The organism is Ruegeria sp. HKCCA0235A, assembly GCF_013033235.1.
Taxonomy (GTDB): Bacteria; Pseudomonadota; Alphaproteobacteria; order Rhodobacterales; family Rhodobacteraceae; genus Ruegeria.
On record NZ_WQDQ01000001.1, the window covers coordinates 162,315 to 184,191 of the forward strand.

Annotated in this window: 23 protein-coding genes; 9 read left to right on the top strand and 14 right to left on the bottom strand. The window is 56.1% G+C overall.

Annotated features, from left to right (window positions below):
* Positions 1-30 precede the first annotated feature (30 nt).
* The gene (locus GOW56_RS00755) at positions 31-1,251 is read left to right on the top strand and encodes an aminopeptidase P family protein (protein WP_171204654.1); all 1,221 of its coding nucleotides are present in this window, start codon (positions 31-33) and stop codon (positions 1,249-1,251) included.
* Positions 1,252-1,285: 34 nt separating this feature from the next.
* On the opposite strand, the gene speB is transcribed toward GOW56_RS00755, so the two are convergent.
* On the bottom strand, positions 1,286-2,260 hold the full coding sequence (gene speB / locus GOW56_RS00760; RefSeq protein ID WP_171205020.1) for an agmatinase: 975 nt from the start codon (positions 2,258-2,260) through the stop codon (positions 1,286-1,288).
* 399 nt (positions 2,261-2,659) lie between these two features.
* On the opposite strand from speB, the gene GOW56_RS00765 reads away from it, so the two are divergent.
* Together GOW56_RS00765 and GOW56_RS00770 are read left to right on the top strand one after the other, a co-directional pair.
* Positions 2,660-3,028: a group 1 truncated hemoglobin gene (locus GOW56_RS00765; protein ID WP_152457802.1), complete on the top strand. Its 369-nt coding sequence runs from the start codon at positions 2,660-2,662 to the stop codon at positions 3,026-3,028.
* Positions 3,025-4,083 carry an adenylate/guanylate cyclase domain-containing protein gene (locus GOW56_RS00770; RefSeq protein WP_171116220.1) on the top strand — a complete coding sequence of 353 codons (1,059 nt, stop codon included), beginning with the start codon at positions 3,025-3,027 and terminating at the stop codon, positions 4,081-4,083. The genes GOW56_RS00765 and GOW56_RS00770 overlap by 4 nt, the downstream gene beginning before the upstream one ends.
* A gap of 5 nt (positions 4,084-4,088) precedes the next feature.
* On the opposite strand, the gene GOW56_RS00775 is transcribed toward GOW56_RS00770, so the two are convergent.
* From GOW56_RS00775 to guaA, 9 genes are all read right to left on the bottom strand, one after another.
* Entirely contained in the window at positions 4,089-4,703 is a 615-nt protein-coding gene (locus GOW56_RS00775; RefSeq protein ID WP_152457804.1) for a TetR/AcrR family transcriptional regulator, read from the bottom strand.
* Between the two features lie 113 nt (positions 4,704-4,816).
* Positions 4,817-5,686 (bottom strand): polyphosphate kinase 2, encoded by an 870-nt coding sequence (ppk2, locus tag GOW56_RS00780; RefSeq protein WP_171204655.1) that lies wholly within the window; start codon positions 5,684-5,686, stop codon positions 4,817-4,819.
* Between the two features lie 49 nt (positions 5,687-5,735).
* On the bottom strand, positions 5,736-6,689 hold the full coding sequence (locus GOW56_RS00785; RefSeq protein WP_171204656.1) for an alpha/beta fold hydrolase: 954 nt from the start codon (positions 6,687-6,689) through the stop codon (positions 5,736-5,738).
* On the bottom strand, positions 6,679-7,596 hold the full coding sequence (metA, locus tag GOW56_RS00790; RefSeq protein WP_171204657.1) for a homoserine O-succinyltransferase: 918 nt from the start codon (positions 7,594-7,596) through the stop codon (positions 6,679-6,681). Before metA ends, GOW56_RS00785 begins: the two co-directional genes overlap by 11 nt.
* Before the next feature lie 36 nt (positions 7,597-7,632).
* Positions 7,633-8,505: an ATPase gene (locus GOW56_RS00795; RefSeq protein WP_171116212.1), complete on the bottom strand. Its 873-nt coding sequence runs from the start codon at positions 8,503-8,505 to the stop codon at positions 7,633-7,635.
* Positions 8,506-8,553: 48 nt separating this feature from the next.
* Entirely contained in the window at positions 8,554-9,450 is an 897-nt protein-coding gene (locus GOW56_RS00800) for a DMT family transporter (protein ID WP_171204658.1), read from the bottom strand.
* 101 nt (positions 9,451-9,551) lie between these two features.
* On the bottom strand, positions 9,552-10,712 hold the full coding sequence (locus GOW56_RS00805) for an OmpP1/FadL family transporter (protein WP_171204659.1): 1,161 nt from the start codon (positions 10,710-10,712) through the stop codon (positions 9,552-9,554).
* A gap of 126 nt (positions 10,713-10,838) precedes the next feature.
* Positions 10,839-11,702, bottom strand: a complete 864-nt coding sequence (locus GOW56_RS00810; protein ID WP_171168686.1) for a DMT family transporter — start codon at positions 11,700-11,702, stop codon at positions 10,839-10,841.
* A 246-nt stretch (positions 11,703-11,948) separates the two neighbouring features.
* Complete coding sequence (gene guaA / locus GOW56_RS00815) at positions 11,949-13,508, bottom strand: glutamine-hydrolyzing GMP synthase (protein ID WP_171204660.1); 1,560 nt, start codon at positions 13,506-13,508, stop codon at positions 11,949-11,951.
* A 93-nt stretch (positions 13,509-13,601) separates the two neighbouring features.
* Here guaA and GOW56_RS00820 point away from each other — a divergent pair, with 93 nt between their 5' ends.
* Together GOW56_RS00820 and GOW56_RS00825 are read left to right on the top strand one after the other, a co-directional pair.
* A complete protein-coding gene (locus GOW56_RS00820; protein WP_171204661.1) occupies positions 13,602-14,051 on the top strand; it encodes a GNAT family N-acetyltransferase in 450 nt (149 codons plus the stop codon).
* A 114-nt stretch (positions 14,052-14,165) separates the two neighbouring features.
* Positions 14,166-15,710 (top strand): trimethylamine methyltransferase family protein, encoded by a 1,545-nt coding sequence (locus GOW56_RS00825; RefSeq protein WP_152457813.1) that lies wholly within the window; start codon positions 14,166-14,168, stop codon positions 15,708-15,710.
* Here the strand turns inward: GOW56_RS00825 and GOW56_RS00830 are convergent, their stop codons facing one another.
* Positions 15,711-16,010, bottom strand: a complete 300-nt coding sequence (locus GOW56_RS00830) for a DUF6477 family protein (RefSeq protein ID WP_171204662.1) — start codon at positions 16,008-16,010, stop codon at positions 15,711-15,713.
* Between the two features lie 241 nt (positions 16,011-16,251).
* Between GOW56_RS00830 and GOW56_RS00835 the strand changes: the two genes are divergently transcribed.
* A complete protein-coding gene (locus GOW56_RS00835; protein WP_171204663.1) occupies positions 16,252-17,331 on the top strand; it encodes a DUF6456 domain-containing protein in 1,080 nt (359 codons plus the stop codon).
* A 48-nt stretch (positions 17,332-17,379) separates the two neighbouring features.
* Here GOW56_RS00835 and GOW56_RS00840 read toward each other — a convergent pair whose 3' ends face one another.
* Entirely contained in the window at positions 17,380-17,928 is a 549-nt protein-coding gene (locus GOW56_RS00840) for a peroxiredoxin (protein WP_171204664.1), read from the bottom strand.
* A gap of 263 nt (positions 17,929-18,191) precedes the next feature.
* Between GOW56_RS00840 and lipA the strand changes: the two genes are divergently transcribed.
* Together lipA and GOW56_RS00850 are read left to right on the top strand one after the other, a co-directional pair.
* Entirely contained in the window at positions 18,192-19,142 is a 951-nt protein-coding gene (gene lipA, locus GOW56_RS00845; RefSeq protein ID WP_171116194.1) for a lipoyl synthase, read from the top strand.
* Positions 19,139-20,290, top strand: a complete 1,152-nt coding sequence (locus tag GOW56_RS00850; protein WP_171204665.1) for an amidohydrolase — start codon at positions 19,139-19,141, stop codon at positions 20,288-20,290. Before lipA ends, GOW56_RS00850 begins: the two co-directional genes overlap by 4 nt.
* An 11-nt stretch (positions 20,291-20,301) precedes the next feature.
* Here GOW56_RS00850 and GOW56_RS00855 read toward each other — a convergent pair whose 3' ends face one another.
* Both GOW56_RS00855 and hpt read right to left on the bottom strand, forming a co-directional pair.
* The gene (locus tag GOW56_RS00855) at positions 20,302-20,658 is read right to left on the bottom strand and encodes a hypothetical protein (RefSeq protein WP_171204666.1); all 357 of its coding nucleotides are present in this window, start codon (positions 20,656-20,658) and stop codon (positions 20,302-20,304) included.
* A gap of 120 nt (positions 20,659-20,778) precedes the next feature.
* Positions 20,779-21,321 (bottom strand): hypoxanthine phosphoribosyltransferase, encoded by a 543-nt coding sequence (gene hpt, locus GOW56_RS00860; protein ID WP_152457820.1) that lies wholly within the window; start codon positions 21,319-21,321, stop codon positions 20,779-20,781.
* 72 nt (positions 21,322-21,393) lie between these two features.
* On the opposite strand from hpt, the gene GOW56_RS00865 reads away from it, so the two are divergent.
* Positions 21,394-21,840 carry a type II toxin-antitoxin system RatA family toxin gene (locus GOW56_RS00865; protein WP_171205021.1) on the top strand — a complete coding sequence of 149 codons (447 nt, stop codon included), beginning with the start codon at positions 21,394-21,396 and terminating at the stop codon, positions 21,838-21,840.
* Positions 21,841-21,877: the final 37 nt, after the last annotated feature.

The following is a 21,877-nucleotide window of genomic DNA, read 5'->3' on the forward strand; positions in this document are numbered from 1 at the left end:
TGCATGCCCGGCATAGATGAGAGACCAAGGATGACTGACATTTCTAACCGCCCTCAGTTCTTCACCTGCCATAATGGCGACAAGGCCCCGTTGCCGTTCAGCAAAGCCGAATATGACCGCCGTCTTGGCAAGCTGCGCGCGATCATGGCCCAGCGGGATATACCGGTAGTGCTGCTGACATCGATGCAGAACATCGCCTATTATTCAGGCTTTCTGTACTGTGCGTTCGGGCGCCCCTATGGCTGCGTTGTGACCCAGGACAAATGCACCACCGTTTCTGCCAATATTGATGCCGGGCAACCCTGGCGCCGGTCGGTTGAAGACAATGTGATCTATACGGACTGGAAACGCGACAACTACTGGCGGGCAGTTGCAAGTCTGATCGGGAATGCAAAGCGGATCGGCATCGAAGGCGACCACATGACGCTTGCAGCGCGCGACACGGCGCTGAACACGCTGGACAAGCCAGAGTTGGTTGACATCGCGGCCGACACCATGGCCGCGCGGATGATCAAATCCGCTGAAGAGATCGAATTGATCAAGGGTGGAGCGCGCACGGCCGATGTGGGTGGTGCTGCGATCCATGCCGCAATCCGCGAAGGCGCAACCGAAATCGAAATCGCGATGGCTGGTCGAGACGCGATGGAAGTGGAAATCGCGCGGGCCTATCCGGATGCCGAATACCGCGACACATGGGTTTGGTTTCAGTCGGGTTTGAACACCGACGGCGCGCATAACCCGGTCACCAAACGCGCGTTGCAAAAAGGTGATATCCTGTCGCTGAACACCTTTCCGATGATCTCGGGCTATTACACCGCCCTGGAACGGACCCTGTTTCTGGGCGAGCCGGATGCCGACAGCCTGCGCCTGTGGAAGGCCAATGTGGCCGCGCATGAACTTGGATTGAGCCTGATCAAACCCGGTGCCACATGTTCCGGTATCACCGCCGAGATCAACCGGTTCTTTGCCGACGAAGGCCTGCTTCAATATCGTTCCTTCGGCTATGGGCACTCGTTTGGTGTTCTGAGCCACTACTATGGTCGCGAAGCCGGTCTGGAACTCCGCGAAGACATCGACACAGTGCTGGAACCCGGCATGGTGGTCTCGATCGAGCCGATGCTGTGGATCCCCGAAGGCCAGCCCGGTGCAGGCGGTTACAGGGAACACGATATTTTGGTGGTGGGCGAAGACGGAGCCGAAAACATCACAGGCTTCCCCTACGGGCCGGGACACAACATTATCGGCGCCTGATGCTTTGGGGTGGAGCTTTGGCTCCACCCGCTTATCACGTGCGCCGAGCTCGTTCGTGAAATATGAAACCCAGAAAATTCAGCAGAAGCTGCGCTGCCAGAATCTGAGTGCTTTCGGTGGGATCGTAGGCAGGAGCCACCTCGACAAGATCGATGCCGACCACGTCACCTCTTTTCGCCAGCCCCTGAAGAATCTCCAGAACGTCATAGTACAGAAACCCTCCGTGGCTGGGAGTTCCCGTTCCTGGTGCGATCGAGGGACAGAACGCATCGATATCAATAGTCACGTAGTACCGTTTTCCCTCGGGTATGCGGTCAAGAACAGCCTGTGTTCCCAATCTGCGAACCTGCCGTACCGACAGGATATCCGATCCGCGCGCACGCGCGTCGTCATACCCTTCCTTGGCGGTGGACGATACGTTTCGAATGCCCAGCTGGGTCATCCCTGAAACATAGTCTTTCTCGATCGCGCGGCGCATGGGATTTCCGTGTCCGTTGGTGACGCCATGACGTTCATCTACAAAGTCCAAATGCGCATCGATTTGAACAACATGGATCGGGCCGTTTTCAGTGCAGTCGCTTTCAAATGCGGAAATGCAGGGGATGTTGATCGAGTGATCACCGCCAATCACCAGCGGAAGTGCCCCGGCCTCGAGAATTTTCTGCACACCAAAGGCTATGTTCTTGTGGCTCGTCTCGGTCTTGGTGTGGACAATATCCGCATCGCCTAGGTCGACGATCCGAACCGAGCTGTCAAGATAGGGCGCGTCATCCTCATGATCATAGGCGCCGGCATGGCCAAAACTGAAAAGGGTCGATGCTTCTCGCACGGCCCGAGGACCAAAACGCGCGCCGGGGCGCCATTGGGTTCCAAAGTCGAACGGCGCGCCGAGCACGCAAACATCGGCCTCGATTCCGTCCCAGTTCTCGACATATGGAGATTTTGCGAAGGTCGATATTCCGACAAAAGGAAGATTCAGTCGCCCGGACGCATATCCATGTTCCTGCACTTTTGGTCCTTTCGATTGTTGTGCCATTTTCCTGCATGTGAACATGAGGACACGCCGTATTGAAACGAAATTCTCTTTGAACGGCTACTTCTGGGGGGACCAGAGGAAAATTTCCTCCAGAAGGGCGGGCTGCTTGCGTTCAAAGCTGATCCGGCCCAGCCCATCAGAGCGCTTTAAGATCAGTCAATAGATAATCCTGCTTGGTGTAACTTTCCTTCGTTTCCCATTCTCAAAGAACGTATGAAGGGTCCTCTTCGGCCTCAGCGATGCTCTGGCAGGTTTTCCTGTGCGGAAAGACGGTTTTGGATCCTTCCGGGCCAGAAAATCATAAGCGTTAACAAAAATATCGATTTGATATAAAGTTGTGGGGTTATTGATTGGTAACGCGCGGGTATTCGTGTGGCACAGACACTTTATGAAAAATATGGCGGTTTTAAAACGATCAGCCGGGTCGTGATGACCTTCTATGAAATGGCGCTGGATTCGGATGAGATCGGCCATCATTTCGAAGACATTGATATGCCGCGTTTGATCGACCATCAAACCAAGTTCGTCTCGTCTTTGATTGGCGGACCCGCATCCTTCAGTGATGACAGGATCGAAGCAGTTCATCGCCATCTGAACATTTCGCACAACGAATTCGACGTCATGGCCGAGCTGTTCGGCGACGCGCTGAGTCAGCATGGCATGTCCGATGGCGACATCAAAACTGCGCTGACCGCAATCGAAGGCAAACGTTCGATCATAGTCACTCGGAACGCGGCATGAGCATTCTGGCGATAAACGAGCAATTGCTGCGTGCGATCGGAGTCGGTGTCGCCGTGGTGCGCGCATCCGACCTGCAATTCGTATTTCACAACGGGCCTTTCACGGAATGGTTCGGCACTCCTGAAAAGGGGAGTACCCTAAGCGACGTTCTGTCGGATCTCGACCCCAAAGAACTGGAGGATGTAAAGCAGTCCGGCCTTCGGTACTCGGTCGAATTGCAGATAAAGCCGAAACGCAGGACCTTGATCTTTGCTGTCACGGTCTCATTGGCAAATGGCTTGTCCGAGCAGGTGCTGATTGTGGAATGTCAGAACATCACCCGCATTCGAGAATTGGAAAGCATGATCGACAGCTATTCCACCATGGTCGAGCGCAACACCCGAGAGCTTGAGCGCGAAAAGGAAAGAGTGGAACGGCTGTTGCTGAACCTGATGCCCCGAGCCGTGTATGAAGAGTTCAAGACGTTCGGCGTTGTCACACCGCAGCTGTATCAGCAGGTTTCGGTAGTTATGCTGGATTTTGTCGGGTTCACGGATTTTGCGGCCAAGACCGACCCGACGGTCACCTTGAGTGAACTGAACGACATCTTCACGGCCTTTGACCGGATCGTGGAACAATTCGGGTGTGAGCGGATCAAAACGATCGGAGATGCTTATCTGGCCGTGTCAGGTATGCCAGATCCAACACCGGATCATGCAACCGCCGTGGCGCATTGTGCGGTAAGGTTCCTGCGCTATCTCGAACGCCGCAACGAAAGCCATCCGCATAAGTGGCAGGCGCGGATCGGATTGGGGATGGGTGCGGCGGTCGGATCGGTCGTGGGCATTCAGAAATATGTCTATGACGTGTTTGGCCCTGCCGTAAACATCGCGTCCCGGTTGCAGGTCTTTGCCAACCCCATGAACATCGTGGCCCCGGAAGAGATGAAATATGCCCTGATTGACGAGTTTCAGGTCTCGGAGCTTGGGTGCGTTGATATCAAGGGCATGGGTGAGATGGATCTGATCAATGTGACATCGGGCTTGAGTATGCCTCAGGGCAGTCGTTCGTTTTGACCGCGTCACTCGTCCTGGGGGATCAGGCCCAAACCGCGCAGGTAGATGCCGATACCGCTTTCCAGCAAATCTTCGGGAGGAAAAGGCGAAGTTGCGCCGGTATTTCGGGCATACAGCTCGACGACTCCGTGGCTCATCGCCCAGATATGGGCGCTGAACATCGACGCGGGCGGGCGCTTGTCAGGCGGAATATGTTGGGACAAGTCCGCTGCCGCTTTTTCAAGAACGGCCTTCGCCCGGTTGGCTGCCAGGGACAGTTCGGGTGTCCGGTTCAGGGAAATTCCGCTTTCGAACATGGCGATGTAATGCCCGGGATTTTTGCGCGCAAAGGCCAGATATGCACGCCCCGTTGCTTCAAAAGCGGCAAGGGCTGAAGGCTGTCCCTCGTCATAGGCGTATTGCATCAGGTCTGCGAACATCTCAAACCCCTGCCGTGCGGCTTCGGCAATCAGGTCCTCGCGCCCTTGAAAATGACGATAGACGGCGGCAGGCGTGACACCGGCCGTTTTGGCCGCCTCGGACAGCGTGAAACCGGTCGGGCCCTTGTCTTCGATCAGGGACAAGGCAGCCTCGATCAGGGCTTGCTTCAGGTTTCCGTGGTGATAACCGCGTTTCGTCATCCCGGCCTCAGTTGCATTGATTGCGTGTTGGAAGACAAGGACATAGACCACCGACGCATTGTCGTCCAATACATGATCGTGAAGCCATCGACGGGGCAGGGCAGAGAGACAATTTATGCCTCCCACATATCCGGGCCACCGCAGATACGGGTATCAATCTCGCCGATACTGTTCTTGTCGTTCTCATCATAGTCCAAGGCATGCAGAACCGTTCGGATGGCCGCAAGCCGCGCGCGTTTCTTGTCGTCAGAACGCACAATCGTCCACGGGCAGGCATCAGAATGCGACCGGGTCAGGGTTTCCGAGATCGACTGCGTGTATTCATCCCATTTGTTCAGCCCTGCGACGTCGATCGCGCTGAGCTTCCAATGCTTCAAAGGGTCGTTTTCGCGCGCCAGAAAACGGTTCAGTTGTTCTGCGCGCCCGACATTGAGCCAGAACTTGAATAAATGGATGCCGTCATTCACCAGGCCCGTTTCAAGCGGCAGGACCTGACGGAAGAACCTCTCACGCTGTTCCTGAGTGCAGAAGCCAAAGACATTCTCGACGACACCTCGATTGTACCAGCTGCGATCAAAGAACACGATCTCTCCTGCGGCGGGAAGATGCGGGATGTAGCGCTGAAAATACCATTGGCTGCGTTCGGCGTCTGATGGTTTGGCCAGCGCAACGTTGCGCGCGCCGCGCGGGTTCAGGTTTTCGCGAAACCGTTTGATGGTGCCACCTTTGCCGGCGGCATCGCGACCTTCGAATATGATGGCAACCCGCTGGTCGGTTTCCTTGACCCAGGATTGCATTTTGACCAATTCAATCTGAAGCAGGTCCATCTGCTCATCATAATCCTTGGTCTTCATTTTTTCGGAATACGGGTAGGTCGGGTTCAGAATTTCGCCCTTTTTCGCGTTTTGAATCTCTTCCCGTACAGATTTGGGCGCGTCTTTCTGAAAATACTTCTCGATAGAACCTTTTCCTGACCGGGCCATATGTCACCTCGCGATAAAATCCATATCTGACTATGGATTAGAGCGTGGGTTAACGCAAACCCGCGCGCTGCGCCGCGCGATCTATCGCGGCGGCAACCTCGGGCGCTGCGACCACCTGTGGCATATGGCCGACACCCGGTAGCTCGATCAACTCGGCCCCGGGGATCTGTTCGATCAGGCGTTCAGAATGCCATTCAAGACCAACGGTGTCGTCGGCCGTTCCGTGGATGATTTCCGTCGGAACGGAGATTTCGCTATATCTGGGTTGCAGTCGGGTAATTTCGTCCAGCAGGTTGGCGCGCTGCTTGGCGTTTGCATGCATCGAGCCACGCCGGATCGTCAGCCCGGGCCCGAAATGTTCCGCATAACCTTCGGGCGCCGTTTGCGGTGCAAAAACTTTGTCCAACGCCTGTGTGACGTACCATTCGGGCACGAAAGAGCTGATCAAGGGCAAGGCCAGCAGATTGCCCGCCGTGGTTGACGCAAGCCGGTTGAACCCATCCAAGGGCGTTTCCCATGGGATAGCGGCCGGGGCGATCAGAACCAGAGCCGAGATATTCTCGGGTCGGGTCACGGCCCAGGCCAGCGAGACCGATCCGCCATAGCTCTGCCCGGCCACGATGGGTTTTTCCGCACCAAGCTGAGCCGCCGCCCGTTGCAGGATATCCGCCTGCTCAATGATGGTTTCGCCATCCGGATTGAAGCTTTCGGAATAGCCCAGGCCCGGTCGGTCAAAAACGATCACGCGGTATGACCTAGCCAGAATGGGGGCCAGCGCGAAGGTCATGTCGCGCGTGTTCCCGCTGGAACCGTGGATCAGAACGACATCAGGACCGTCCCCCATGACCACGGCGTGCACGGCGATGCCGCCCACATCCAGAATCCGACCCTCGGGGGGGAAAGCCGCCTCGGCCAGCGCTTCGTTCCGGGCGCTGCGCCAGGTTGTCAGTATGACAAGGCCCAGAACGGCCAAGCCAAGGGATATCAGGACTTTAGTGGCCAATTTTCGTTATGTCGAACGGCGTGGTCTGATAGATTTCGTTGATCCAGTTGCCGTACAGCAGATGTGCATGACTGCGCCACCGGTTCTGCGGTGTTTTGGATGGATCATCATCTGGGTAGTAGTTTATCGGCACGTTGATAGGCGTGCCGTTGCTGACGTCCCGATCATATTCCTGTTTCAGCGTGTCACTGTCGTATTCGAAGTGATTGAAGATATACAGCGCGCGATGGCCGGGATCTTCGACCAGACAGGGGCCGACATCGTCGCTGCCCAACAGGGTCCTCAGCCCGGGTGCGCGATCGATTTCATCCTGTTTCATTTCCGTCCATCGGCTGACCGGAACGACGCAGTCATCCGAGAAACCGCGCAGGAACGGAGACGCCGGGTCCAGGTTGCGATGCCGGAAACACCCAAAGGCTTTTGCGTCCAGCATGTGCTTTTTGACATCGTGAAAATGGTTGATCATCGCCATCCCGCCCCAGCACACACCAAAGGTGGAATGTACGTTGGTTTGGGTCCAGTCGAAGATCTCGCTGATTTCGTCCCAATAGGTGACATCATGAAATTCCAGATGTTCGATCGGGGCACCGGTGATGATCAGGCCGTCGAATTTCTGATCCTTGATCTCCTGAAACGGGCGATAGAACTCGGACATATGCTCGGCGGCAGTGTTCTTGGTCCGGTGTTCGGTCATGCGGATCAAAGACAGATCGATCTGCAACGGGGTCGCCCCGATCAGACGTGCGAACTGGTTTTCGGTCTGGATTTTCTTGGGCATCAGGTTCAGCAAACCGATGCGCAGCGGGCGGATGTCCTGACGCATTGCCTGATCTTCGTCCATGACCATGACGCCCTCTTTGGTCAAGACGTCAAAAGCAGGCAGTTCCGATGGGATTTTGATGGGCATGTGTCAGGCTTCTAAGAGATCAGTGAAAACTGATAGTTAGGCGTTGTTGCGCGTGGTCTCAAGTGTGTGTTCGATCAACTCATCGAAATCGGCGGCATCGCGAATTTTTCCGATGTCGTTGGCGGCAATCGTCACGCCCCAGTTATTCGCCATGGCTTCGTAACGCGGCTGGCGGTGTGCCAAGGCCTGTGCATAGGTCCAACGGACGAAATCATCGGGATCCACATCTGCTTCTGAACAGCCTTGCAGGTCCAGATAATCTGTCCACGCCTTGGTCAGGAATTCGGCCTGATAGGACATCGGCTTTGGGGCTTTGTCAAAACGGCGTACAAGCTCTGCCGTGTGTTCCTCATCCCCCTTCAGCCAGATCATCAGGGTGTGTTGCGAAAGTTGGGACAGTACCCGATCGTTCGGATCTTCGGGGTCTACCCATTCGCAGATCGATCCACCGGTGTCGCAGATGAAATGGGGGTATTTGTACAAACGCTCGGCCCGGTCGATGAAATACTCGGTATCCAGCAGCGCGTGTATTTCGGCCAGCCGAAACTGTTCCTGCCTGCGGCGGTATTCCGGCATCTCCAATCCGCCAAGGGCAGGGTTGCCCGGTTTGCCCAGATAGGCTGCGACCGGAGTCAGATTCGCGAACGAGATATTAGAGCCGATGTAAATGGAATCCGACAGAAGCAGGTCACGCAAGAACGGGACTTTCATCGCCTCGGCCTTCGCATTGTCGGTGATGTATTCGCCCATGTACCGGGTGCCGATGCGATAGTCGATCGAGTAGTGAAACCAGTTCCCCGAGTCCCGAAGTATGTTCGAGACATATGTCTTGCCCAGACCGGACATGCCAAAGAACAGCACCTTCTTGCGGCTTGCCGTGCGCCAGTCTTTGGCTGAATTGTAGATCATCTTGTGCTGTCCCTTTTTTGCCTTTGCTAAATCGGGCAGCGCACGGCGTCAATCACGGCGGCCAGCTCGGTTCAATACCAGAAGACCCATGGCAAGGATGACAAAGCCGAAATAGGCATTCGGCGGCAGCGCTTCGTTCCGCAGAATTGCGCCAAGCACGATGGCGACAGGAGGGATAACAAGCGTCACCAGCATCAGGTTGCCGCTGCCCGCCATTGCCAGGACTCGATAGTACAAAAGATATGCGCCCGCTGTTGCCACAATGGCGTAATAGCCAATCGCAACCCAGGTAGTCGCGGGTAGGGCAAGTGTTGGCACCCCGTCCGTCATGAGCGCCAGCGGCAGGATCAGCACAGTCGAACCGGTCAGCATTCCTGCTGCCGCGACTACGGGATGAAGGTCAGACAGATGATGCCGCGCCCAAGCCGCCGCAAAAGCATACGACAGCGTTCCGGCCAACACGGCAAGCTGCGCTGTGTTTTGCAGGCTGAAAGACGTGAAGGTCTTTAGTCCGATCGTGATCGAGACACCGAGAAAACCCAAAACGACTCCGATAACCCGGGCTTGTGTCAAACGCTCATCTTTGAAAAACAGCGCCGCAACCAGAACGCCAAAGATGGCTGTGGTCGCGTTCAGAATGGCCGTAAGACCAGAATCGATGTAAAGCTGACCCCATGCCATCAAGCTGAACGGGATGACATTGTTCAGCAATCCCATGATCAGAAATGCACCCCAGATGCGCACAGAGCGGGGCAGCGAAAGCCCCTTGCCCCAAGCCACCAGCCACAGCACCAGCATCGCCCAGAACGTGCGGTGCAGAACCGATGTCATAACGGGAATGGAGTCCAGAGCGATCCGGATGGCTACAAAGGATGCGCCCCAGATGACGGCCAGAAGAAGAAGCTCGACCCAGGCGCGCCGAGAAAGGTGTTTTTGCGTGTTCATGGCCGCACAATTTCATTCATTCGACAGATATACGACCCGAAACCTGCGCATAAAAAAGGCCCCGCTGAAACAGCGGAGCCTAAGATGAAAACGCCTTGGATTTAGTTCAGAGCGTAAGTGATCTGAAACCCAACACTCCAGGCGCTGTTGCCGCTGAAGGTGGCTGTTTGCCCAAAGGCGCCATCTGCCGTTGCATCACCGATGTCAGTGTAGCGTACGCCACCGGAAATTTTGGCATTCTCCAACGAATATGTTCCGCCCAGACCAATGCTCCAGAACCCGTCAGTCGGGCCGAGGTTGGATACAGGAGTACCCTGAGAAGACTCATAGCCTAGTGTTACAGCACCGCTGAACTCTTCCGAGAATTGATACCCCAAGCCCAACGAATAGGTGAAGGTCGCATCGTCGTAGTCAACAAGGTTGCTGGTCGGCGGGTAGTTTGGCGGGTTGTACACCAGCTGTGGCCAGTCGACCCAACGAACAGAACCAAACAACAGCGTTTTAGGCGCGACGCCCGTCTGGAAGTCCAGGTTGATCGACTGGGGCGTCTCAATTTCGCTGTTTGTGTTGAAGGTGGCCACGGTCCCGGGTGGAATCGGAGGGAACGGTGGTGGGTTCAGAGATTCTGTTTGCGATAGATCGTGGCTGATCTTGGAGTTGTATGTCAGTGACACACGTGCTGCGATTTCCGGTTTCTCCCATGCAACCCCGATAACGTAGCCGAATGCAGTGTCGGCATTGGTGTCAACCTGGTACCCTGCTGCAAGCGGGACGGTGACAGAAGCCTTCACACGCTGTGCTCGAATACCGCCGATTGCGCTGAACCCGCCATCGAATTTGTAACGCAGCAATGCCGTAATGGCGTCCGTGTCTGCTGTAGCCCTCAAAACATCGGTACGACCACCCGGAATAGGGTTGATCGAAAGAGGGTAGGTGTTTGCGTATTCAATGTCGGCCCCAAAGGGCTGGTCATACATGATCGCGAAATCGAGCTTTTCGGTCAGTGACGTTTTATAACCCAGATGCGGTGTGAAAAAGTCGTTCGCAACTTCTCCGGAATCGACCGGCTGCCCGATGTTTGGTCCAGCCAAAGCAGGCATGGTGCCCGTTACGCTGGGGTTGGTGTATCCCAACCGAAACTGGACTGCTGACCCTTCTTCGAAGATCAGGTTGATGCCCTGACCGCTTCGATCAAGGCCGCCTGCGTATCCTGCCGTCGCTCCAACGCACAAAGCGCAGGTCGCGAGTAGTGTTTTTTTCATTCTGTCCTCCCTAACAATCTCAGGCGGGTTTCAATGGCGTTTGGCTGAGTGTTACGAACGCCTATCCCGTGTATGATGAGCGATACTCTCTTTTTGGTTACTTTAAGGTCAACTGGTGACGGTGCGTTACGTATTGCGACTACTGTTTTCAACTGTTGCTAAACTGTTACGGCTTTCAGACCAGATATTCAGGAATATTCCTGAAAAGATGATCGCCGCACCGATCAGAACCCAATGGTCAATGGGTTCGTGGTATAGGATCATTCCGACCACAGCGATGGTGGGAAGCCTCGCAAAATCAAATGGGATCACAACTGTCGCCGGTGCGATCGCCAGCGCGTTGGTAATGCAGAAATGTGCCAGCAGCCCCGCCAGACCGACCAGAACCAAAAACGGAGCGGTTTGCGCCGTGGGCAAGGCAATCTGCCCATCAAAACCGGCTGCGATGGCCCCAAGCACCGCCTGCATGGAAGTAAGCCAGAAAACGATGCACCCGATGCTGGCAAAACGAGTGAGGTTTTTTGTTGTAATCGTTGTAAATGCGAAGAAAATCGCAGACGCGGCTGCGGTAGCAAGGCCAGGGCTTAAAGGCGCACTGCCTGGGCGCGTGACAATCAGAACGCCAGCAAAACCGATAAGTGCTGCCGTTATTTTGAGGGGCGTCAGACGTTCGTTCAGCAGCAGCGGCGACAGCAGGATCACCCAAAGCGGCTGTGTGAATTCCAGCGCGAACACCTGCGCCAAAGGCGCAACAGCGACCGCATAGAACCAAAGATTCTGCCCTGTGAAATGCAGGGTGTTTCGCAGGGCGTGCAACCCCAGGCGTTGCGTGGAAACCTGAATCCAACCGCCTGTGGCCGTGAGTACGAGGGCGACAACAAGAAACCCGACGAGGCTTCGATACATCATGATCTCGAAGGTGTCGTGCACGAGGCTCAATTCGCGACCGGCAACCGCCATCGAGGAGAAGGACGCGATGGCTCCGGTCATCCACAAGGCGGCTTTGAATGTGTTTTTTTGTGTCTGATTCACGTACCGCACCCCGGCCTGGCCGCGCGGTCACGGCCTCGGTATCGGGGCTTTCGCTACGCGATCAATAAGATTGAATTCGTTGAATCATTGAAACGCTTATGAAGCGTCAGGTTCAAGGCCGTGCCCGGCTTTTTCAGGCACGACTAGGGCAGATTTCCCGGGATCGGGTCGTTTTGGCGTCGACCGAGGTTGCGTTTTACCGGATCATTCCCACTCGATGGTTCCGGGGGGTTTCGAGGTGACGTCATATGTGCACCGGTTGATGCCTTTGACCTCGTTGATGATCCGGGTTGCCGTTTCGCCAAGGAACTCATGGCTGAACGGATAGTAATCCGCCGTCATCCCATCGACCGAGGTGACGGCCCGCAACGCACAGGCATAGTCATAGGTGCGCCCGTCGCCCATCACGCCGACGGTGCGGACGGGAAGGATGGCGACGAAAGCCTGCCAGATGTCATCATAAAGCCCGTGTTTGCGGATCTGATCGATGTAGATCGCGTCGGCCTCGCGCAGAATCTCCAGCTTTTCGCGGGTGATCTCGCCTGGGCAGCGAATGGCCAGACCCGGTCCGGGGAAGGGGTGGCGCCCGATGAAGCTCTGCGGCAGACCAAGCTCGCGACCCAAGGCGCGGACCTCATCCTTGAACAATTCACGCAGCGGTTCGACCAGTTTCAAGCCCATCTTTTCCGGCAGGCCACCCACGTTGTGGTGGGACTTGATCGTTACGGAAGGCCCGCCCGAGAACGACACCGATTCGATCACATCGGGATAGAGAGTGCCCTGAGCCAGGAATTCGGCGCCGTCGATGGTATCGGCGTGTTTCTGGAACACATCGATGAACAGTTTTCCGATGATTTTGCGTTTGGTCTCGGGGTCGCTCTGACCTTCCAGTTCGCCAAGGAACAACTCGGATTCGTCGGCGTGGATCAACTGAATGTTGTAGTTGTCCCGGAACATGCCAACGACTTCTTCGGCTTCATTCTTGCGCAGCAGCCCATGGTCGACAAAGACGCAAGTCAGCTGATCCCCGATTGCTTCGTGAATAAGGATCGCGGCAACCGAGCTGTCGACGCCACCGGACAATCCGCAAATGACCTTTTTGTCTCCAACTTGTTCGCGGATCTTGCGGATCATCTCTTCGCGATAGGCACCCATGGTCCAGTCGCCCTTGAACCCGGCCAGCTTAACGAAGTTTTCATACAGTTTCGCGCCTTTTGGCGTATGGTGTACCTCGGGGTGAAACTGCACGGCGTAGAAGTGCCGCGATGGATCGGCCGTGATCGCATAAGGTGCGTTGGGCGAGGTTCCGAATACCTCGAACCCCGGTGCGATTTCACTGACATGGTCGCCATGGCTCATCCAGACTTGTTCATCGCCGTCCGCGAACCAGCCTTCCAGGATATCCAGTTTGTCTTTCGGTGTAACAAAGGCCCGACCAAACTCGGCTGTGCCATGGCCGCTTTCGACCTTGCCGCCAAGCTGATGCATCATCACCTGCTGGCCATAGCAGATGCCCAGAATCGGAACGCCGTAATCAAAAATCTCTTGCGGGGCGCGGGGCGAGCCCTCGCGCGTCACGCTGTCCGGACCGCCCGAGAAAATCACGGCGCGCGGCGCCATTTCCCGCACGAAATCCATCGTGACATTCTGGTAAGGGTGAATTTCACAATAGACATTCAGCTCGCGCAGGCGGCGGGCGATAAGCTGCGTAACCTGGCTGCCGAAGTCGATGATCAGAAGGCGGTCGTGGGATGTCTGGGTCATAACCGGCTCATAAGTTGCAAGCCTTGCATGTGCAAGCGGTATGGCGTCATTTGGTACAAAAGCTGAGTCAAACCGGCGGAAAGATCAGGTGCCATGTCGAAGATCAAATTCAGAACGGCTGATGTGGCGGATGCGGATAAGGTAACGCGGTGCCTGGAAAATGCTTATGCAGACGCAATAAGCCGGATCGAAGATCTGCCGGACGTTACTGCCGGAATCGCGGATGACATCAAGACCCATCGCGTCGTGGTTGCGATATCCGGCGGTATAGTCGGGGTCATCGTTTTTGACCAAGTTGACGACGCAATCATGGTGTACAACCTTGCGGTTGCGCCCGAAGCCCAAGGGCAGGGGGTTGCGCGGCAATTGATGCAGTTTGCCCAAGAAGAAGCACAGGCGCGGAATCTGTCCAAGTTGAAGTTGCGAACTCATAAAATGATGAAAGACACTATTGCGATGTATCGGCACATGGGCTGGAAAGTGACGGATCAGGCGCGCAGCGGCCTTACCATGGAGAAAGCGTTGGCGGCCGATCCTGACTGACCGGCCTGGGGCGGCAATGTCGCTTTTCCCCCCAGAGCGCCGCAATCCCTATGCTTGAGTTCCGGCAAACCTGTATCAAAACGCTCAATCTAACCAATCAGACGGGATTTTCTCATGGCAGAGGCAAACACCCGGCGCAGGGCGAGAGGTGGCGGTGGCGCTGCCCGCCGTGCCGAGCGTACCGCAGTTCGTATCGAGACTGCGAAATACATCGAACGCAACATTCCGAATTTCGAGATACTCAACGAAGAGGCGCTTGAGATTATCGAAAACAACGCTGAAACCGTGTTGGAAGAAATCGGCGTCAACTTTGTCGACAATCCAGCAGCTTTGGAACGGTGGCGTGACGCGGGCGCAGATATCGACGGCGAGCGTGTGCGCATTCCGCGTGGTCTGGCGCGTGAGCTGATCAAGACAGCCCCCAGCCAGTTTACCCAACACGCCCGCAACCCCGAAAAATCGGTTGTGATCGGTGGCCGCAACATGGTTCTGGCCCCGGTTTACGGTCCTCCGTTCGTGCGTGATGCACAGGGTGGGCGCCGCTATGCAACCATGGACGATTTCAACAAGTTCGTGAAACTTGCCTACATGTCCAAGTGGTTGCACCACTCGGGCGGTACGGTGTGCGAGCCGACCGACATTCCGGTGAACAAACGCCATCTGGACATGCTGAAGGCGCATATGACCCTTTCGGACAAACCATTCATGGGCTCGGTGACCGATCCCAGCCGCGCACAGGATTCAGTTGAAATGTGCGAAATCCTGTTCGGCAAGGAGTTCGTGCAGGAAAACACCGTGATGACCTCGCTGACCAACATCAACTCGCCGATGACATTCGACGATGTGATGATGGGGTCGTTGGAAGTTTATGCGCGCAACAATCAGGCCTGCATCATCTCGCCCTTCATCGTGGGTGGAGCGATGGCGCCAGTCTCGGTGGCCGGTACTTTGACGCAGGTTCTGGCCGAGGTCATGGCCGGTGTTGCCTACAGCCAGATCATCCGCCCGGGTGCCCCCGCGATTTTTGGCGCGTTCGTGACGTCGATCGATATGAACTCGGGCGCACCCACCTTCGGCACGCCAGAAGCCGCGCATATCACGTATGGTGCAGGCCAGCTGGCGCGTCGTCTGAACCTGCCATACCGCTCGGCAGGGTCGTTCTGCGGCTCGAAACTGCCGGATGCGCAGGCGGCCTACGAAACAGCGAATTCGCTGAACATGGGTCTGCTATCGGGCGTGAACTTCATGCTGCATTCCTGCGGCTGGCTGGAAGGCGGTCTGGTCGCCGATTTCGAGAAGTTCGTCATGGATGCGGATCAGTTGGGAGTGCTGCATTCACTGGCCAAGGGCGTGGCCTATGATGAAAACGCGCAGGCCATGGACGCAATCCGCGAAGTAGGGCCGGGTGGTCACTATCTCGGCTGTGCCCATACGCAGGCCAACTTCAAGGAATCCTTCTGGAAATCCGAAGTGCTGGACTACAAGCCATATGAAACCTGGCAGGAAGAGGGTGCGCGTGACACGAGGGCTTTGGCCACGGCGCGAGTAGAACATTTGCTGGCCAATTATCAGCAACCACAGATGGACCCGGATACCGCGGCGGCGCTGGAAGCCTATATCGCCGAGAAAAAGGCCTCCATGCCGGATGCTTTCGCCTGATTATTGAAGAACCGAGGCGCGGCTGGCCTGATACAGCTGCGCCTCACCCAACAGCGCAATAAGCAGATCCAGATGCCGCACCAATGAGTAGGCGGCATCATCTTCTTTTCGCAGTTCATTTACATCTTTCTCCATCTCGAGCAAACGCAGCAGCGCCTGACCTGAACCGGGCAGCGAGCCGTATCCCAGAATGCGTTGCAGATGCCTGTCCCGATTGTAATCCCGCGCCCCGAATCTGGCAGCACGCGCCAACATGCGTGGGCGGCGGAGGGTTGCGATCATTGTCATCAGGTCCTGCATGTTATGTGTCCTTTTTTCGGAAATTGATGGATTCTGTTTTTGCACAACTTAAGCGGGTGTTGCCTTGGTCAGAGTCTCCCCGAACGATGGTTTCACGACTGTTTATCTTTTTGAATCAAATCTGGTTCTTGCCTTGTGTGGTTAACGAACGAGTAACGAATGGACCTCTAGTTAGATTTGGTTAACCCACATTCCGAGGGCGAAAAGTGGCAGTTTGTTTTGTCGACGAGGGCAAATAATTATGGAAAACAACATGGCTTTCACCATTCCGGCATGGGTTCCAGAAGGGGCGCAAAGATACCTTGCTCATACGGAGACCGGTCGCTCGATCCGCGATATCGCGCGATCAGCCGGGTGCCATGCGTCAACTATCCTCAGGCAAATTCGACGCATCGAATTGCGCCGCGACGATCCACTGGTGGATGCGGCCTTGCAATCGCTCGCAGAGACACATTTTTCAGCTTCGGAGTGCGCAGACGGCCTGGCAAGCGGGTCAGAAAACGCGGCTGAAGAAGAATTTGAAAATGAGGCACTGCGTGTGTTGCGCCGCCTGAGCGAGACGGGTTCGGTCCTTGCCGTGGCCGAGGAAATGGACAAGGCGGTCGTCGTACGCGACACCGGCAATGCCGGGGCTACAAGAACCGCTGTCGTAGAATGCAGGATCGCGCAGGCCCTGGCTTTGAAAGACTGGATCACCTGCGACAATCCCGGACGCATTTCGCGATATCGGATATCCGCAGCGGGACGAACGGCGCTAAGCCATTTGATCGCCAAGGCAGAAAACAAGGCACGTGCCGGGACTGACTTTGGTTTTGCCGAAGCTCAGAGTAGCTTTCAGGGCAAGCCTTCGGGCGGGTCCGCCGAGCGGGTCAAACGCATTCGGTACAGTGCTGCGGAAAGCCCGCTGATAGCATTGTCGCGCAGACGGGATCGTGACGGAAAACCGTTTCTGGATGACTCACTCGTCAGCGCCGGCGAGCGCTTGCGCGAAGATTTTGAGCTGGCACAGATCGGCCCTCAGGTTTCGCAGAACTGGGATCGTTTTCTGACGACAGGTGGTCGAAGCAGCTTTGACAGTGAAAGCCATGGAGGAAAGGGGGCTTCTGATGCGAAGGACCGCGTTGCACGGGCCTTGTCCGACCTGGGACCGGGTCTGAGTGATGTTGCGTTGCGATGCTGTTGCTATCTGGAAGGGTTGGAGCTGGCGGAAAAGCGAATGGGTTGGTCAGCGCGGTCCGGCAAAATCGTCCTGAGGATCGCCCTGCAACGGCTGAAACGGCATTATCAGGAACAGGCGGAACGAGATCGGATGATCGGCTGATCAGAAAAAAGGCCCGGTGTATACGGGCCTTTTCTTTGGATTTGAGGCTTAGGCCATTTCAGGTTTTGCTGACGCCTTCAGGTGTTTCATCAGGTTTTCCGGCGAGGACACGCCATAGGGATCTTCTGGGCAATTATCCATCAGGCCGGGCTCTTCGAACCACGCCTCGACAACGCCATCATTGACGATGGCCGCATAGCGCCACGAGCGCATTCCGAAACCCAGATTGTCCTTGTCGACCAACATGCCCATTTTCCGGGTGAACTCTCCCGATCCGTCGGGGATGACTTTCACGTTCTTCAGGTCCTGATCCTGGGCCCATTTGTTCATCACGAAACTGTCGTTGACGGACATGCAGTATATTTCGTCGATCCCCATGGCTTTGAAATCGGCATAGCCGTTCTCAAACCCAGGCAGCTGATAAGTCGAACAGGTCGGGGTGAACGCACCCGGCAATGAGAACAGGATTACGCGCTTACCGGCGAAATAGTCAGCTGTCGTCTTGTCTTCCCAACGGAATGGGTTTGGTCCTTCGATGGAATCGTCACGGACACGGGTGTGAAAGGTCACGTCGGGCAGTTTTGCGCCGGTTTTCATAGTCAAACTCCTGTGATTCACATGTGATTTAGGTGTGAATTAAAACAGTTCTAAACCGCATTCAATCGCGTAAACGCTGCGATTGCGAATAAGGCCAACGTCTTGCTAGATATTGAAATTAAATCGCAAATACGAATACGCGCATGATGTCTTTCTGCGCTTGCGAGGATGCAATGCATAGCGGCTATGCGCCGCTGGTCTAACACCGCGCTTCTGACTATGTTATGAGCAAGAAGAGTTGACCCAAAGCCAGGAAAACGACCGTGCGAGATCTGAAGATCCCCGAAGAGCGCCATCCGGAAAAAGCCCATCGTCCGGACAATGCACAGCCCAAAAAGCCGAACTGGATCAGGGTCAAGGCACCCGGTGGCAAGGGCTATGCGGATACGCGGCGGATCATGCGCGACAACAATCTGGTGACGGTCTGCGAAGAAGCGGGGTGCCCCAACGTAGGAGAATGCTGGAGCCAAGGTCATGCCACCATGATGATCATGGGCGAGATTTGTACGCGCGGCTGCACCTTCTGCAACATCGCAACCGGTCGCCCCGACGATCTTGACGCGTTTGAACCCGGTCGCGTGGCCCATGCGGTCGAAAAACTTGGCCTGAACCACGTGGTGATCACCTCGGTGGACCGTGACGACCTGCAAGACGGCGGGGCCGAGCACTTTGCGCAGACAATTCGCGCGGTACGTCATCGTTCTCCGAAAACCACGATCGAGATTCTGACGCCGGACTTCCTGAAATGCGACAGCACGGTCCTTGAGATTGTGGTCGAAGCGAAACCGGATGTGTTCAACCACAATCTGGAAACGGTACCGGGTCTCTACCCCGAAGTGCGCCCTGGTGCGCGGTACTTTCATTCCCTGCGCCTGCTACAGCGGGTGAAAGAACTTGATCCGTCGATCTTCACCAAATCGGGCATCATGGTCGGGTTGGGCGAAAACGAACAGCAAGTGCGTCAGGTCATGGACGACATGCGCGCGGCGGATATCGATTTCCTGACCATCGGCCAGTACCTGCAACCGACACCGAAACATCACGGAGTGGATCGGTTCGTAACCCCGGAAGAGTTCGCATCTTACGAAAAGGCGGCTTATGGCAAGGGGTTCCTGATGGTATCCGCGACGCCTCTGACCCGGTCTTCATACCACGCGGGCGACGATTTCGCCCGGCTTCGCGCGGCCCGGCAAGCAAAGCTACAGCAAGCGTGACGCCGGAGCGGATCGCGCAGCTCATCCGCCTGCGCCACGAGTTTCACCAACAGCCAGAGCTTTCGGGGCAGGAGGAGAATACCGCGGCGCGGGTTGCGGATCTTTTGCGCCAAGCGGGTGCGGACAGGGTTTTGTGCGGCATCGGCGGGCACGGTGTTGCGGCCGTTTACGAAAGCGGTGTTCCCGGCCCCACAGTTGGAATTCGATGCGAACTGGATGGGCTGCCAATTCAGGAACTCTCGGATCTGGAATATACATCTCGGATTGCAGGCAAGGGGCATCTGTGCGGCCATGATGGCCACATGGTGATGGTTCTCGGGGTGGCGGAGGCGCTGAAGGAACAGCGACCGAAATCTGGCCGCGTGGTTCTGATTTTCCAACCCGCCGAGGAAACCGGACATGGCGCGATTGCTTATCGGGCCGATCCTCAGTTCGCTGAGGTTTCCCCTGACATCGTGCTGTCTCTGCATAATTTTCCGGGGCTGGAACTGGGGGCGGTGGAACTGTGTGAAGGTCCCGCGAATTGTGCTTCGCGCGGGATGCAAATCGTTCTGACAGGCAAAACCTCACACGCAGCCGCCCCTCAGGACGGCGTGTCACCGGCAGGTGCTTTGTCCACGTTGATTCCGGCATTGGCCAACTTGGGGGCGGGTGGCGACTTGGATGACACCTACGCTTTGACCACGGTCACCCACGCCACACTGGGCGAGCGCACAGTCGGTGTCGCACCGGGGCAAGCCGAACTGTGGGTAACCCTGCGCACGGTTTCGGACGCGCGGATGGAAAGCCTGATGGCAGAGGCCGAAACTCTGGTCAAAAACACGGCGGAGGCCGAAGGTCTGGCGTTCGAAATCAGCTATGACGAGGTGTTCGAAGCCTGCGTCAATGACCGTGAAACCGTTTCGGTTTTGGCCAAAGCCTGTGCCGATCGGGGCGTCGCGTGCAGGCTGGTCGATCAGCCACAGCGTTTTTCCGAAGACTTCGGCCAATTTGGCAAAGGCGCGCAGGCGGCCATGTTCTGGTTGGGGGCGGGGCAGGACCATCCGCAACTGCACAACCCGGATTACGATTTCCCGGATGCGCTTATTCCGATTGGAACCGGGGTTTTCCTGAGCGCGATTGATGTCGCACTTAGCAACACCTACTAGACGCCATCCACTTATTTGACCAGATCACCAACGATTCCAAAGGCTTCTATAACTGTCTTTGTATCATCAGATATCGAGAGTATTTCATCATCCACCCGGATATAGCGCTGGCCGGGCCCCAAAGGCTTGAGCTTCCAGTTGTCGAGATCGTCGATATAGTCAAAACTCAGATCACCCGGCAGCTTCTGCCCGCGCGTGTATCTTTTGATTTGACCGGGCGGTACGGCTTTGCCGTTTGACTTGATGGATTTCTCTACCTTGTTTTTATTGGCACCTTGCCCTTTGCCCTTGTTGTCTTTTGCAGCACCCGAACTTGCAAGTGCTACGATCGCTATAACGACGCCGGCTGTCGCAACTACACGCTTCATCCATAATCCTCCCGAGCTGATAGGAAGAGTAAGGGCGCGCAAATAAGTTTGTCTATTATTATTCGGGTTTTTGAATTTGAGGCGCTGGGTAGCCACTCAAATTGCCCGGGTAAAGTGCGGCTAGTCCTCGGTAAACCGGACTTTGCCGATAAACGGCAGGTTGCGGTTGCGCTGAGCGTAATCGATCCCGTAACCCACGACGAATTCATCCGGAATTTCAAAGCCTATCCAGTCTGACCGGAAATCAACTTCGCGACGGCTGGGTTTGTCGAGCAGGGCAATCGACTTGAGCCGTTTCGGCTTGCGGCTGCGGAGCAGGTTGGTGACGTGGTTCAGCGTGTGTCCGGTGTCGACGATATCTTCGACCACCAGCACGTCGCGGCCTTCGATGGCGCCGCGCAAGTCCTTGAGAATGCGTACTTCCCGGCTGCTCTCCATCGAATCGCCATACGAGGACGCCTCAAGGAAATCCACTTCGATCGGCAGGTCCAGTTCCCGCACCAGATCGGCGATGAAGACGAAACTGCCGCGCAGCAATCCTACGACGACAAGCTTGTCGGTATCGCCGAACTCATCCGTGATTTCGCGGCATAACTCTTCGATCCGCGCCGCGATGGCCTTGGCCGAGATCATCTCATCTATCACATAAGCGCGGTTAGTCATCGCAGCCCCCTTGATCTTTGGCGCGCAACATACGACATGACGCGCCATTGTCACCTGCAAATACCGGACATCATGCCAATCCATTCGGAAACCCGCCACCTGCCATACACAGCCCAGCAGATGTATGATCTTGTTGCGGATGTGGGCAGCTACCCAAAGTTTCTGCCCTGGTGCGCCGCGGCCCGGATCCGCAAGACCTATGCGGTCGGTGCGGCCGAGGTGATGGAGGCCGATCTGGTCATTTCGTTCAAGGTGTTTCGCGAACGGTTCGGCAGCCGGGTGACCCTGTTTCCAGATCAGAAGAAGATCGATACCGAGTATCTGGACGGGCCTTTCAAATACATGAAATCCGACTGGCAGTTCGAGGACGCGCCCGACGGGGGGTGCAACATCTCGTTCCATGTGGATTTCGAATTCAAGAACGCCATCCTTCAGGGGATCATCGGCGTTGTGTTCAACGAAGCCATGCAGCGGATCGTCCGCGCCTTCGAGGCGCGTGCGAAAGAACTCTACGGCTAGGTCTTTACGCGGCAAGGGCGCACGCTAGACTGCGCTC

Excerpts from the sequence above, each read along its gene's own strand:
- GOW56_RS00775 (WP_152457804.1), bottom strand. The coding sequence starts at position 4,703 with ATGACGAAACGCGGTTATCACCACGGAAACCTGAAGCAAGCCCTGATC.
- GOW56_RS00865 (WP_171205021.1), top strand. The coding sequence starts at position 21,394 with ATGCCAATCCATTCGGAAACCCGCCACCTGCCATACACAGCCCAGCAG.
- GOW56_RS00825 (WP_152457813.1), top strand. The coding sequence starts at position 14,166 with ATGGCAGAGGCAAACACCCGGCGCAGGGCGAGAGGTGGCGGTGGCGCT.
- metA (WP_171204657.1), bottom strand. The coding sequence starts at position 7,596 with ATGCCCATCAAAATCCCATCGGAACTGCCTGCTTTTGACGTCTTGACC.
- GOW56_RS00795 (WP_171116212.1), bottom strand. The coding sequence starts at position 8,505 with ATGATCTACAATTCAGCCAAAGACTGGCGCACGGCAAGCCGCAAGAAG.
- GOW56_RS00805 (WP_171204659.1), bottom strand. The coding sequence starts at position 10,712 with ATGAAAAAAACACTACTCGCGACCTGCGCTTTGTGCGTTGGAGCGACG.
- GOW56_RS00755 (WP_171204654.1), top strand. The coding sequence starts at position 31 with ATGACTGACATTTCTAACCGCCCTCAGTTCTTCACCTGCCATAATGGC.
- GOW56_RS00800 (WP_171204658.1), bottom strand. The coding sequence starts at position 9,450 with ATGAACACGCAAAAACACCTTTCTCGGCGCGCCTGGGTCGAGCTTCTT.
- GOW56_RS00830 (WP_171204662.1), bottom strand. The coding sequence starts at position 16,010 with ATGCAGGACCTGATGACAATGATCGCAACCCTCCGCCGCCCACGCATG.
- GOW56_RS00835 (WP_171204663.1), top strand. The coding sequence starts at position 16,252 with ATGGAAAACAACATGGCTTTCACCATTCCGGCATGGGTTCCAGAAGGG.
- GOW56_RS00820 (WP_171204661.1), top strand. The coding sequence starts at position 13,602 with ATGTCGAAGATCAAATTCAGAACGGCTGATGTGGCGGATGCGGATAAG.
- GOW56_RS00840 (WP_171204664.1), bottom strand. The coding sequence starts at position 17,928 with ATGAAAACCGGCGCAAAACTGCCCGACGTGACCTTTCACACCCGTGTC.
- GOW56_RS00770 (WP_171116220.1), top strand. The coding sequence starts at position 3,025 with ATGAGCATTCTGGCGATAAACGAGCAATTGCTGCGTGCGATCGGAGTC.
- GOW56_RS00855 (WP_171204666.1), bottom strand. The coding sequence starts at position 20,658 with ATGAAGCGTGTAGTTGCGACAGCCGGCGTCGTTATAGCGATCGTAGCA.
- hpt (WP_152457820.1), bottom strand. The coding sequence starts at position 21,321 with ATGACTAACCGCGCTTATGTGATAGATGAGATGATCTCGGCCAAGGCC.
- GOW56_RS00810 (WP_171168686.1), bottom strand. The coding sequence starts at position 11,702 with ATGACCGGAGCCATCGCGTCCTTCTCCTCGATGGCGGTTGCCGGTCGC.
- guaA (WP_171204660.1), bottom strand. The coding sequence starts at position 13,508 with ATGACCCAGACATCCCACGACCGCCTTCTGATCATCGACTTCGGCAGC.
- ppk2 (WP_171204655.1), bottom strand. The coding sequence starts at position 5,686 with ATGGCCCGGTCAGGAAAAGGTTCTATCGAGAAGTATTTTCAGAAAGAC.